The following is a 9,921-nucleotide window of genomic DNA, read 5'->3' as shown; positions in this document are numbered from 1 at the left end:
GGGGGGGGGGGGGCGGGGGGGGGGGGGGGCGGGGGGCGGGGCCCACGACAACATAATTAGTGTCGCGGGGGGGGGGGGGGGGGGGGGGGGGGGCCCGCCCCCCCCCCCCCCCGGCCATGGGCTCGGGGCGGCACGCCGCCCGAGCCCGCCCGGGTCCTGGACCCACCGGGTCAACAGACCCACTTGATCTTTCACAACCGATCGGCAGGAGCGAGAACAGGCGATGGCGGGACAGAAGATCCGCATCCGGCTGAAGGCCTACGACCACGAGGCGATCGATGCCTCGGCGCGGCGCATCGTGGAGACGGTGACGAAGACCGGAGCGCGCGTCGTCGGCCCGGTGCCGCTGCCGACGGAGAAGAACGTGTACGCCGTGATCCGGTCTCCGCACAAGTACAAGGACTCCTTCGAGCACTTCGAGATGCGGACCCACAAGCGGCTCATCGACATCCTCGACCCGACGCCGAAGACGGTCGACGCGCTCATGCGCATCGACCTGCCGGCCTCGGTCGACGTCAACATTCAGTAAGGGCAGTCAGCAGACATGGCGAGCACATTCCGTGGTCTCCTCGGCGAGAAGCTGGGGATGACCCAGGTTTTCGACGAGAACAACCGCCTCGTGCCGGTGACCGTCGTCAAGACGGGCCCGTGTGTGGTGACCCAGGTGCGCACCCCCGAGGTCGACGGCTACTCCGCCGTCCAGCTCGGGTTCGGTGAGATCGACCCGCGCAAGGTGAACAAGCCCGAGGGCGGGCACTTCACCAAGGCGGGCGTGACGCCGCGGCGCCACCTGGTGGAGCTGCGCACCTCCGACGCGGGGAACTACACGGTCGGCCAGGAGCTGACCGCCGACGTGTTCGACGGCGTCGCGAAGGTCGACGTCATCGGCACCAGCAAGGGCAAGGGCACCGCCGGTGTCATGAAGCGCCACGGGTTCAAGGGCCTCGGCGCCTCGCACGGCACCCAGCGCAAGCACCGGTCGCCGGGTTCCATCGGTGGCGCGTCGACGCCGGGCCGGGTCTTCAAGGGCCTGCGCATGGCCGGCCGCATGGGTGCGGTCAAGACCACGACCCTGTCGCTCGTCGTCCACAAGGTGGACACCGAGCGGGGTCTGCTGCTGATCAAGGGCGCCATCCCCGGCCCGAAGGGCGGCCTCGTGCTCGTCCGTTCGGCCGTCAAGGGCGGTCCCGTGGGGAGTGACGACAAGTGACCTCATCGACCGAGACGCGCACCGACCGCCAGGTCGACGTCCGCACCCCGGCGGGGGAGACCTCCGGCAGCGTGACGCTGCCCGGTGAGCTCTTCGACGCCAGTGCGAACGTCTCCCTGATGCACCAGGTCGTCGTCGCGCAGCTGGCGGCTGCCCGCCAGGGCACCCACGCCACCAAGTCGCGGGGTCAGGTCGCCGGCGGTGGCGCGAAGCCGTACCGCCAGAAGGGCACCGGGCGTGCCCGCCAGGGCTCGATCCGCGCGCCGCAGTTCACCGGTGGTGGCATCGTCCACGGCCCGCAGCCGCGCAACTACGAGCAGAAGACTCCGAAGAAGATGAAGGCCGCCGCCCTGCGCGGTGCCCTCTCCGACCGGGCCCGCGAGGGCCGGGTGCACGTAGTCTCCGCGTTCGTCGACGGCGACGCCCCCAAGACGAAGGCCGCGCTGGCCACGCTGAACGCCGTCACCCAGGCCAAGCGGGTCCTGGTGGTCCTCGACCGCGACGACGTCCTCAACTGGGTCAGCCTGCGCAACGTCCCCGAGGTGCACCTCATCGAGGCCGGCCAGCTCAACACCTACGACGTGCTGGTCTCCGACGAGGTCATCTTCACCGAGGCGGCGCTGGCCGAGTTCGTCGCCGGTCCGGCCAAGGGCAAGCGCTCCGGCGCCGACCTGCCCGACCTCGCCACCTCCGAGATCCCCGGTGGCATCCCGTCCATCGCCCCCGCCGCCGGCGAGGGCACCGTCGAAGAGACCACCGAGGAGAAGGCATGAGCGTCCGCGACCCCCGGGACGTCCTGCTCGCCCCGGTCATCTCCGAGAAGAGCTACGGCCTGCTGGATGGCAACCAGTACACGTTCATCGTGCGGCCGGACGCCAACAAGACGCAGATCAAGATCGCGGTCGAGCAGATCTTCAAGGTGAAGGTCCTCGGCGTGAACACGATCAACCGCCAGGGCAAGCGCAAGCGCAGCCGGGGTACCCAGATGGGCAAGCGCAAGGACACCAAGCGCGCCATCGTCTCCGTGGCTGCCGGCGACCGCATCGAGATCTTCGGTGGTCCCGGCGCCTGAGCGCCGTGACCGTTTCGGACCAGAGATAGAGGACTGAGTCAGCAATGGCTATCCGCAAGTACAAGCCGACGACGCCGGGCCGCCGCGGCTCCAGCGTCGCCGACTTCGCCGAGGTCACGCGAGACCACCCCGAGAAGTCGCTGGTCCGACCGCTGCACGGTCGTGGCGGGCGCAACGTGCACGGGAAGGTCACCGCTCGCCACCAGGGTGGCGGCCACAAGCGCGCCTACCGGGTGATCGACTTCCGTCGTGCCGACAAGGACGGCGTGCCGGCCAAGGTCGCGCACATCGAGTACGACCCGAACCGCACCTCCCGGATCGCGCTCCTGCACTTCGCCGATGGCGAGAAGCGCTACATCATCGCGCCGGCGCGGCTGAAGCAGGGCGACACGGTGGAGTGCGGCCCCGCGGCCGACATCAAGCCGGGCAACAACCTGCCGCTGCGGAACATCCCGGTCGGCACCGTGGTTCACGCCATCGAGCTCCGTCCCGGTGGCGGCGCGAAGATCGCCCGTTCCGCGGGGACCAGCGTCCAGCTGGTCGCCCGCGAGGGTCGCTTCGCGCAGCTGCGCATGCCGTCGGGCGAGATCCGCAACGTCGACGTGCGCTGCCGCGCGACCGTCGGCGAGGTGGGCAACGCCGAGCAGTCGAACATCAACTGGGGCAAGGCCGGCCGTATGCGGTGGAAGGGCAAGCGCCCGACCGTCCGCGGTGTGGCGATGAACCCGGTCGACCACCCGCACGGTGGCGGTGAGGGCAAGACCTCCGGTGGTCGCCACCCGGTGAACCCGAAGGGCAAGCCGGAGGGCCGGACGCGCAAGCGGAAGGCAAGTGACGCCCTGATCGTGCGCCGCCGGCGCACCAACAAGAAGCGCTGAGCGGGTAGAGGAGTCCGACAGATATGCCACGCAGCCTGAAGAAGGGCCCGTTCGTCGACGACCACCTGCTCGCCAAGGTGGACGCCCAGAACGCCAAGGGCACCAAGAACGTGATCCGTACCTGGTCACGCCGTTCGACGATCATCCCGGACATGCTCGGCCACACCCTCGCGGTGCACGACGGCCGCAAGCACGTCCCGGTGTTCGTGACCGAGGCGATGGTCGGGCACAAGCTCGGGGAGTTCGCGCCCACGCGCACCTTCCGCGGGCACGTCAAGGACGACCGCCGCTCGCGGCGGGGCTGACCAGGTAGAGAGAGATTCAGATGACTTCCCAGTTGGGACAGGAGGCGCCGGTCGCCCGGGCTACGGCCCGGTTCGTCCGCGTGACCCCCATGAAGGCCCGCCGCGTGGTGGACCTGATCCGCTACCTGCCGACCGACGAGGCCCTGGCGCTGCTGCGCTTCGCCCCGCAGTCGGCGAGCGAGCCGGTCGCCAAGGTGGTCGCCAGCGCGGTGGCCAACGCCGAGCACAACCTGCAGCTGGACCCGGCTGCACTCGTGGTCAGCGCGGCGTACGTCGACGAGGGGCCGACGCTCAAGCGGATCCGTCCGCGTGCGCAGGGCCGGGCGTTCCGCATCAACAAGCGGACCAGCCACATCACCATCGAGGTGAGCGAGGTCGCCAGCAGCGCCGTCCTCGCGCAGAAGTCGCGCAAGGCGCGCCGGGACACCGGCCAGTCCGGCCCGGCCACCCAGCAGTCCACCAGCAACACGAGGGGAGGGACCCGATAGTGGGTCAGAAGGTCAACCCGCACGGGTTCCGGCTCGGGATCACCACCGACTACAAGTCCCGGTGGTACGCGGACAAGCTGTACAAGGACTACGTCAAGGAAGACGTCGCGATCCGCAAGCTCATGTCCAAGGGCATGGAGCGGGCCGGCATCTCCAAGGTGGAGATCGAGCGCACCCGTGACCGGGTCCGCGTCGACATCCACACCGCCCGTCCGGGCATCGTCATCGGGCGCCGCGGCGCCGAGGCGGACCGCATCCGCGGCGAGCTGGAGAAGCTGACCGGCAAGCAGGTGCAGCTGAACATCCTCGAGGTCAAGAACCCCGAGTCCGACGCGCAGCTGGTCGCCCAGGGCGTCGCCGAGCAGCTCTCCAGCCGGGTGAGCTTCCGTCGCGCCATGCGCAAGGCGATGCAGTCCGCCCAGCGCAGCCCGCAGGTCAAGGGCATCCGGGTGCAGTGCTCGGGTCGCCTCGGCGGCACCGAGATGAGCCGCTCGGAGTTCTACCGCGAGGGCCGGGTGCCCCTGCACACCCTCCGGGCGAACATCGACTACGGCATCTACGAGGCCCGTACGACCTTCGGTCGCATCGGCGTCAAGGTGTGGATCTACAAGGGCGACGTCAGCGGCTCGCGCGCCGAGCGGGAGGCCCTCGAGGCCCTCGCCCAGCGTCAGCAGCGACGTGAGCGCGCGCAGCGGCCCCAGCGCCGCTCGGGTTCCTCGGGCACCACCGCTGGTGGCACCGAGGCCGGCCGCGCCGCCGCCGAGTCCACGACGGGGCCGGTGGCCGAGACCACCGACGCCGTGGTCGCGCAGACCTCCGGTGAGGTCGCTCCCGAGCAGACCGTCGCCGAGGCAGCCGGCCCGCAGGGCACGGCAGCCGCCGAGACGGCCACCGAGAACACGGAGAGCTGAGCCATGCTCATCCCACGGCGCGTCAAGCACCGCAAGCAGCACCACCCGAGCCGCTCCGGCCGGGCCAAGGGTGGCACCGAGATCAACTTCGGTGAGTACGCCATCCAGGCCCTGGAGCCGGCCTACGTCACCAACCGGCAGATCGAGTCCGCGCGTATCGCGATGACCCGGCACATCCGTCGTGGCGGGAAGGTGTGGATCTCGATCTACCCCGACCGTCCGCTGACGAAGAAGCCCGCCGAGACCCGCATGGGTTCCGGTAAGGGTTCGCCCGAGTGGTGGGTGGCCAACGTCAAGCCCGGTCGCGTGCTGTTCGAGCTGTCCGGGGTCGCCGAGCCCGTGGCCCGCGAGGCCATGCGTCGTGCGATCCACAAGCTGCCGATGAAGTGCCGCTTCATCACGCGTGAAGGAGAAGTGTGATGGCCGCCGGTCTGACCGCTCCCGAGCTGCGCGAGCTCTCTGCTGACGAGCTCGCCTCGCGGCTGCGCGAGTCGAAGGAAGAACTGTTCAACCTGCGGTTCCAGGTGGCCACCGGCCAGCTGGACAACAATCGGCGACTGCAGACCGTCCGCCGCGACATCGCCCGGATCTACACGATCATGCGCGAGCGCGAGCTGGGTCTCTCGGTCGCCCCGAACGAGGGTGTGGCATGAGCGAGACCCAGGAGTCGTCCGGCCCCGGCCTGGCCGGCCGTGGCTACCGCAAGGTCCGCGAGGGCCTCGTCGTCAGCGACAAGATGGAGAAGACCATCGTCGTCGAGGTCGAGGACCGCGTGAAGCACGGCCTGTACGGCAAGGTCATCCGCCGGACGAGCAAGCTGAAGGCGCACGACGAGCAGGGCGTCGCCGGTGTCGGTGACCGCGTGCAGATCATGGAGACCCGGCCGACGTCGGCCACCAAGCGGTGGCGGCTGGTCGAGGTCATCGAGAAGGCCAAGTAGTCCTGCAGGAGGCGGCCCGGCAGGGTCGCCCCAGGTAGGAGTACGCTGAACGACTGGCGCGCACCTCGTGGCTCGAGGGGGTCGCGCGCCACATCCCGGTACCCGTGCTTCGGACGCACCGGCGGCAACTGCCGCCGGTGCGTCCGCACGCGAGTGCCGGACAGCCGGTTCACCGTTCCGGCCCGGCTGTCACCACAAGTATTTGGGAGTAGGACGTGATCCAGCAGGAGTCGCGGCTGCGCGTCGCCGACAACACCGGTGCGAAGGAGATCCTCTGCATCCGGGTGCTCGGCGGCTCCGGGCGACGCTACGCGGGCATCGGCGACATCATCGTCGGCACCGTGAAGGACGCGCTGCCCGGTGCAGGCGTCAAGAAGGGTGACGTCGTCAAGGCCGTCGTCGTCCGCACCGTGAAGGAGCGCCGTCGTCCGGACGGCTCCTACATCCGCTTCGACGAGAACGCCGCGGTCATCATCCGCGACAGCGGCGACCCGCGCGGGACGCGCATCTTCGGGCCCGTCGGCCGGGAGCTCCGCGACAAGCGCTTCATGCGGATCATCTCGCTCGCCCCGGAGGTGCTGTGATCATGGCGGACAAGACCCCGTCGATGAAGGTCAAGAAGGGCGACACCGTCCTCGTGCTGGCCGGCAAGGACAAGGGAGCCAAGGGCCGCGTCATCGCCGCCTACCCCAAGCTCCAGCGGGTCCTGGTCGAGGGCGTCGGTCGCGTGCGGAAGCACACCCGCATCAGCTCGACCCAGCGCGGCGCCCAGCAGGGCGGGATCGTCACGCAGGAGGCGCCCATCCACGTGAGCAACGTGATGGTGGTCGACTCCGAGGAGAAGCCGACCCGGGTCGGCTACCGCAAGGACGAGGAAGGCCGCAGCATCCGGGTCTCGCGGCGCACCGGTAAGGACCTCTGAACCTCATGAGCGCACCCACCCGTGAGCTGCCCCGCATGCTCGCCCACTACCGCGAGACGATCACGCCGGCTCTCCAGTCGGAGTTCGGCTACGAGAACGTCATGCAGATCCCGCGCCTGACGAAGATCGTCGTCAACATGGGCGTCGGCGAGGCCACCCGCGACGCCAAGCTGATGGACGGCGCGGTCCGCGACCTCACCGCCATCACCGGCCAGAAGCCGGCCGTCGTCCGGGCCCGCAAGTCCATCGCGCAGTTCAAGCTGCGCGAGGGGATGCCCATCGGCGCGAAGGTCACCCTCCGCGGCGACCGCATGTGGGAGTTCCTGGACCGCCTGCTGTCGCTGGCGCTGCCCCGCATCCGCGACTTCCGCGGCCTGAACCCCAAGCAGTTCGACGGCCACGGCAACTACACGTTCGGGCTGAACGAGCAGTCGATGTTCCGCGAGATCGACGTCGACAAGATCGACCGTCCCCGCGGCATGGACATCACGCTGGTCACCACCGCGACCACCGACGAGGAGGGTCGCGAGCTGCTCCGCCAGCTCGGCTTCCCCTTCGCCGGCCAGCCCGTCGTCACGACCGTCCGCTGAGCCGGGCAGGAGAGAAGAGATGGCCAAGAAGGCGCTGATCAACAAGGCGGCCCGCACCCCGAAGTTCAAGGTGCGTGGCTACACCCGCTGCCAGCGGTGCGGTCGCCCGCACTCGGTGTTCCGCAAGTTCGGCCTGTGCCGGATCTGCCTGCGGGAGATGGCCCACGCCGGGGAGCTCCCGGGCGTTCGCAAGAGTTCCTGGTAAAACACCCCGTCCTCCCCACCCTTCGCAAGCTCAGGGTGGGACCCGGGACGGGGCCGGGCCGCTCCATCCCCTCACCAACGCACCACTGATCGCCGAAAGGCCCCGCGCCAAGTCCCCGATGACCCGGCGCACGAGGAACCGCGGCGAGAGAGGCACCACTACGTCATGACCATGACCGACCCGATCGCAGACATGCTGACGCGTCTGCGCAACGCCAACCAGGCGTACCACGACTCCGCGGTCATGCCGTCGTCGAAGCTCAAGACGCACATCGCCGAGATCCTCCAGCAGGAGGGCTACATCGCGGGGTGGCGCGTGGACGAGACCGACGCCGACGGCAGGCCGTTCAAGCAGCTGGTGGTCGACCTCAAGTACGGCCCGAACCGCGAGCGGAGCATCGCCGGCGTCCGGCGGGTCTCCAAGCCCGGTCTGCGGGTGTACGCGAAGTCGACGGCGCTGCCCAAGGTCCTCGGCGGCCTCGGCGTCGCGATCATCTCGACCTCGACCGGGCTGCTGACCGACAAGCAGGCGAACAAGAAGGGCGTGGGTGGGGAAGTCCTCGCCTACGTCTGGTAAGGGAGCGAACGACAATGTCACGGATCGGACGACTCCCGATCGCCGTGCCCGGTGGTGTCGACGTCGCCATCGACGGTCAGACGGTCAGCGTGAAGGGACCCAAGGGCACGCTCAGCCACACGGTCGCCGCGCCGATCACCGTCGAGCGCGACGAGGACGGCACGCTGCGGGTGCAGCGCCCCAACGACGAGCGGCAGAGCCGCGCCCTGCACGGGCTCTCGCGGACTCTGATCGCCAACATGATCACCGGCGTCACCGAGGGGTACACCAAGACCCTCGAGATCGTCGGTGTCGGTTACCGCGTCCAGGCGCGCGGCTCGGACCTCGAGTTCGCCCTGGGCTTCAGCCACCCCGTGCCGGTGAAGGCCCCGGAGGGCATCACCTTCGCGGTCGAGTCCCCGACCCGCCTGCGGGTCAGCGGGATCGACAAGCAGCTGGTCGGTGAGGTGGCGGCCAAGATCCGCAAGATCCGCAAGCCCGACCCGTACAAGGGCAAGGGCGTGCGGTACCAGGGCGAGGTCGTCAAGCGCAAGGTCGGGAAGACGGGTAAGTGATGGCTCAGGCAACTGCTCCCACGAACGGGAAGACCGCCGGCGGCCGCAAGCCCGTCGGCACCGACATCAGCACCGCGCGGCGCGTCTCGCGCCTGCGTCGGCACAACCGGCTGCGCAAGCGGGTCGCCGGCACGCCGGAGCGCCCGCGCCTGGTGGTCAAGCGCAGCTCGCGCCACATCCACGTGCAGGTGGTCGACGACACCGTCGGCCGCACCGTGGTGAGCGCGTCGACCATGGACGCCAGCCTGCGTGGCGCCGAGGGCGACAAGTCCGCCCTGGCCCGCCAGGTGGGTGCCCTGGTGGCCGAGCGCGCGAAGGCCGCCGGCATCACGGCGGTCGTCTTCGACCGCGGGGGCAACCGCTACGCCGGGCGCATCGCCGCGCTGGCCGACGGTGCCCGCGAGGGTGGGCTGGACTTCTGATGACCAGCCACCGCACCAGCACGAGCGAGCAGATCGAGAGGGACGTCTGATGCCAGGACCACAGCGACGCGGCGGCGGCGCCGGCGGCGGCAACGACCGCCGCGACCGTCGTGACGGCGGGCGGGGCCCCGGAGGCGCTCCCGCCGAGAAGAGCAACTACATCGAGCGCGTGGTGGCGATCAACCGCGTGTCCAAGGTCGTCAAGGGTGGTCGGCGCTTCAGCTTCACCGCTCTGGTGATCGTGGGCGACGGTGACGGCACCGTGGGCGTCGGCTACGGCAAGGCCAAGGAGGTGCCCGCGGCGATCGCCAAGGGCGTCGAGGAGGCGAAGAAGCACTTCTACAAGGTGCCGCGCATCGCCAGCACCATCCCGCACCCCGTGCAGGGTGAGGCGGCGGCGGGCGTCGTGCTCCTCAAGCCGGCGAGCCCCGGTACCGGTGTCATCGCCGGTGGCCCGGTGCGCGCCGTGCTGGAGTGCGCCGGTATCCACGACGTGCTCTCGAAGAGCCTCGGTTCGTCGAACCCGATCAACATCGTGCACGCCACCATGCAGGCGCTGAAGGACCTCGTCCGCCCCGAGGAGATCGCGGCCCGCCGTGGTCTGCCCCTCGAGGACGTCGCCCCGGCCGCCATGCTGCGTGCGCGTGCGGGTCAGGGGGTCTGAGATGGCGCAGCTGAAGGTCACCCAGGTCAAGTCCGCGATCGGCACCAAGCCCAACCAGCGCCAGACGCTGCGCTCGCTGGGCCTGAAGAAGATCAACGACTCGGTCGTCCAGGAGGACCGTCCCGAGATCCGCGGGATGGTCGCGACGGTGCCGCACCTCGTGCGCGTCGAAGAGGTCTGAGGA

20 protein-coding genes are annotated in these 9,921 nt (G+C 69.8%); all 20 read left to right on the top strand.

Translation table 11 applies throughout. The annotated features are described in order from the left end of the window. Positions 1-223: 223 nt before the first annotated feature. The gene (gene rpsJ / locus ACI8AG_RS16600) at positions 224-529 is read left to right on the top strand and encodes a 30S ribosomal protein S10 (RefSeq protein ID WP_014377994.1); all 306 of its coding nucleotides are present in this window, start codon (positions 224-226) and stop codon (positions 527-529) included. A gap of 15 nt (positions 530-544) precedes the next feature. Further along, entirely contained in the window at positions 545-1,210 is a 666-nt protein-coding gene (rplC, locus tag ACI8AG_RS16595) for a 50S ribosomal protein L3 (protein ID WP_456590456.1), read from the top strand. After that, a complete protein-coding gene (gene rplD, locus ACI8AG_RS16590; RefSeq protein ID WP_456590455.1) occupies positions 1,207-1,983 on the top strand; it encodes a 50S ribosomal protein L4 in 777 nt (258 codons plus the stop codon). Before rplC ends, rplD begins: the two co-directional genes overlap by 4 nt. Then, entirely contained in the window at positions 1,980-2,282 is a 303-nt protein-coding gene (gene rplW, locus ACI8AG_RS16585) for a 50S ribosomal protein L23 (RefSeq protein ID WP_347058012.1), read from the top strand. Before rplD ends, rplW begins: the two co-directional genes overlap by 4 nt. Before the next feature lie 44 nt (positions 2,283-2,326). Then, the gene (rplB, locus tag ACI8AG_RS16580) at positions 2,327-3,160 is read left to right on the top strand and encodes a 50S ribosomal protein L2 (RefSeq protein WP_073421345.1); all 834 of its coding nucleotides are present in this window, start codon (positions 2,327-2,329) and stop codon (positions 3,158-3,160) included. 23 nt (positions 3,161-3,183) lie between these two features. Beyond that, the gene (gene rpsS, locus ACI8AG_RS16575; RefSeq protein ID WP_236825796.1) at positions 3,184-3,465 is read left to right on the top strand and encodes a 30S ribosomal protein S19; all 282 of its coding nucleotides are present in this window, start codon (positions 3,184-3,186) and stop codon (positions 3,463-3,465) included. A 20-nt stretch (positions 3,466-3,485) separates the two neighbouring features. Then, positions 3,486-3,953: a 50S ribosomal protein L22 gene (gene rplV, locus ACI8AG_RS16570; RefSeq protein ID WP_091929107.1), complete on the top strand. Its 468-nt coding sequence runs from the start codon at positions 3,486-3,488 to the stop codon at positions 3,951-3,953. Further along, complete coding sequence (gene rpsC, locus ACI8AG_RS16565; RefSeq protein ID WP_456590453.1) at positions 3,953-4,864, top strand: 30S ribosomal protein S3; 912 nt, start codon at positions 3,953-3,955, stop codon at positions 4,862-4,864. The genes rplV and rpsC overlap by 1 nt, the downstream gene beginning before the upstream one ends. 3 nt (positions 4,865-4,867) lie before the next feature. Continuing rightward, positions 4,868-5,284 carry a 50S ribosomal protein L16 gene (gene rplP / locus ACI8AG_RS16560; protein ID WP_014377986.1) on the top strand — a complete coding sequence of 139 codons (417 nt, stop codon included), beginning with the start codon at positions 4,868-4,870 and terminating at the stop codon, positions 5,282-5,284. After that, positions 5,284-5,517, top strand: coding sequence for a 50S ribosomal protein L29 (rpmC, locus tag ACI8AG_RS16555; protein WP_097194642.1), 234 nt, complete (start codon positions 5,284-5,286; stop codon positions 5,515-5,517). Before rplP ends, rpmC begins: the two co-directional genes overlap by 1 nt. Then, complete coding sequence (gene rpsQ / locus ACI8AG_RS16550) at positions 5,514-5,804, top strand: 30S ribosomal protein S17 (RefSeq protein WP_456590452.1); 291 nt, start codon at positions 5,514-5,516, stop codon at positions 5,802-5,804. Before rpmC ends, rpsQ begins: the two co-directional genes overlap by 4 nt. 215 nt (positions 5,805-6,019) lie before the next feature. After that, positions 6,020-6,388, top strand: coding sequence for a 50S ribosomal protein L14 (gene rplN / locus ACI8AG_RS16545; RefSeq protein ID WP_305998210.1), 369 nt, complete (start codon positions 6,020-6,022; stop codon positions 6,386-6,388). A 2-nt stretch (positions 6,389-6,390) separates the two neighbouring features. Further along, positions 6,391-6,726 (top strand): 50S ribosomal protein L24, encoded by a 336-nt coding sequence (gene rplX, locus ACI8AG_RS16540; protein WP_456590451.1) that lies wholly within the window; start codon positions 6,391-6,393, stop codon positions 6,724-6,726. A 5-nt stretch (positions 6,727-6,731) separates the two neighbouring features. Beyond that, on the top strand, positions 6,732-7,316 hold the full coding sequence (gene rplE / locus ACI8AG_RS16535) for a 50S ribosomal protein L5 (protein WP_456590450.1): 585 nt from the start codon (positions 6,732-6,734) through the stop codon (positions 7,314-7,316). Positions 7,317-7,335: 19 nt separating this feature from the next. Continuing rightward, the gene (locus ACI8AG_RS16530; RefSeq protein WP_091929101.1) at positions 7,336-7,521 is read left to right on the top strand and encodes a type Z 30S ribosomal protein S14; all 186 of its coding nucleotides are present in this window, start codon (positions 7,336-7,338) and stop codon (positions 7,519-7,521) included. 165 nt (positions 7,522-7,686) lie between these two features. Beyond that, positions 7,687-8,097, top strand: coding sequence for a 30S ribosomal protein S8 (gene rpsH / locus ACI8AG_RS16525; protein ID WP_456597889.1), 411 nt, complete (start codon positions 7,687-7,689; stop codon positions 8,095-8,097). 14 nt (positions 8,098-8,111) lie between these two features. Further along, positions 8,112-8,651 carry a 50S ribosomal protein L6 gene (rplF, locus tag ACI8AG_RS16520; RefSeq protein WP_456590448.1) on the top strand — a complete coding sequence of 180 codons (540 nt, stop codon included), beginning with the start codon at positions 8,112-8,114 and terminating at the stop codon, positions 8,649-8,651. Then, a complete protein-coding gene (rplR, locus tag ACI8AG_RS16515) occupies positions 8,651-9,073 on the top strand; it encodes a 50S ribosomal protein L18 (protein WP_456590447.1) in 423 nt (140 codons plus the stop codon). Before rplF ends, rplR begins: the two co-directional genes overlap by 1 nt. A 49-nt stretch (positions 9,074-9,122) precedes the next feature. Then, positions 9,123-9,737 (top strand): 30S ribosomal protein S5, encoded by a 615-nt coding sequence (gene rpsE, locus ACI8AG_RS16510; RefSeq protein WP_026857030.1) that lies wholly within the window; start codon positions 9,123-9,125, stop codon positions 9,735-9,737. Between the two features lies 1 nt (position 9,738). Beyond that, entirely contained in the window at positions 9,739-9,918 is a 180-nt protein-coding gene (gene rpmD / locus ACI8AG_RS16505; RefSeq protein ID WP_284491275.1) for a 50S ribosomal protein L30, read from the top strand. The last annotated feature ends 3 nt before the right edge of the window (positions 9,919-9,921 follow it).

It is taken from the genome of Blastococcus sp. SYSU DS0552, assembly GCF_054050815.1.
The sequence above is the reverse complement of the archived record's forward strand: the minus strand, read 5'-3'. Positions and strand labels throughout refer to the sequence as shown.

Excerpts from the sequence above, each read along its gene's own strand:
- rpsQ (WP_456590452.1), top strand. The coding sequence starts at position 5,514 with ATGAGCGAGACCCAGGAGTCGTCCGGCCCCGGCCTGGCCGGCCGTGGC.
- rplF (WP_456590448.1), top strand. The coding sequence starts at position 8,112 with ATGTCACGGATCGGACGACTCCCGATCGCCGTGCCCGGTGGTGTCGAC.
- rplB (WP_073421345.1), top strand. The coding sequence starts at position 2,327 with ATGGCTATCCGCAAGTACAAGCCGACGACGCCGGGCCGCCGCGGCTCC.
- rpsS (WP_236825796.1), top strand. The coding sequence starts at position 3,184 with ATGCCACGCAGCCTGAAGAAGGGCCCGTTCGTCGACGACCACCTGCTC.
- rpmC (WP_097194642.1), top strand. The coding sequence starts at position 5,284 with ATGGCCGCCGGTCTGACCGCTCCCGAGCTGCGCGAGCTCTCTGCTGAC.
- rplX (WP_456590451.1), top strand. The coding sequence starts at position 6,391 with ATGGCGGACAAGACCCCGTCGATGAAGGTCAAGAAGGGCGACACCGTC.
- rpsH (WP_456597889.1), top strand. The coding sequence starts at position 7,687 with ATGACCATGACCGACCCGATCGCAGACATGCTGACGCGTCTGCGCAAC.
- rplR (WP_456590447.1), top strand. The coding sequence starts at position 8,651 with ATGGCTCAGGCAACTGCTCCCACGAACGGGAAGACCGCCGGCGGCCGC.
- rplP (WP_014377986.1), top strand. The coding sequence starts at position 4,868 with ATGCTCATCCCACGGCGCGTCAAGCACCGCAAGCAGCACCACCCGAGC.
- rpsE (WP_026857030.1), top strand. The coding sequence starts at position 9,123 with ATGCCAGGACCACAGCGACGCGGCGGCGGCGCCGGCGGCGGCAACGAC.
- rplE (WP_456590450.1), top strand. The coding sequence starts at position 6,732 with ATGAGCGCACCCACCCGTGAGCTGCCCCGCATGCTCGCCCACTACCGC.
- rpmD (WP_284491275.1), top strand. The coding sequence starts at position 9,739 with ATGGCGCAGCTGAAGGTCACCCAGGTCAAGTCCGCGATCGGCACCAAG.
- rplV (WP_091929107.1), top strand. The coding sequence starts at position 3,486 with ATGACTTCCCAGTTGGGACAGGAGGCGCCGGTCGCCCGGGCTACGGCC.
- rpsJ (WP_014377994.1), top strand. The coding sequence starts at position 224 with ATGGCGGGACAGAAGATCCGCATCCGGCTGAAGGCCTACGACCACGAG.
- ACI8AG_RS16530 (WP_091929101.1), top strand. The coding sequence starts at position 7,336 with ATGGCCAAGAAGGCGCTGATCAACAAGGCGGCCCGCACCCCGAAGTTC.
- rplW (WP_347058012.1), top strand. The coding sequence starts at position 1,980 with ATGAGCGTCCGCGACCCCCGGGACGTCCTGCTCGCCCCGGTCATCTCC.
- rplC (WP_456590456.1), top strand. The coding sequence starts at position 545 with ATGGCGAGCACATTCCGTGGTCTCCTCGGCGAGAAGCTGGGGATGACC.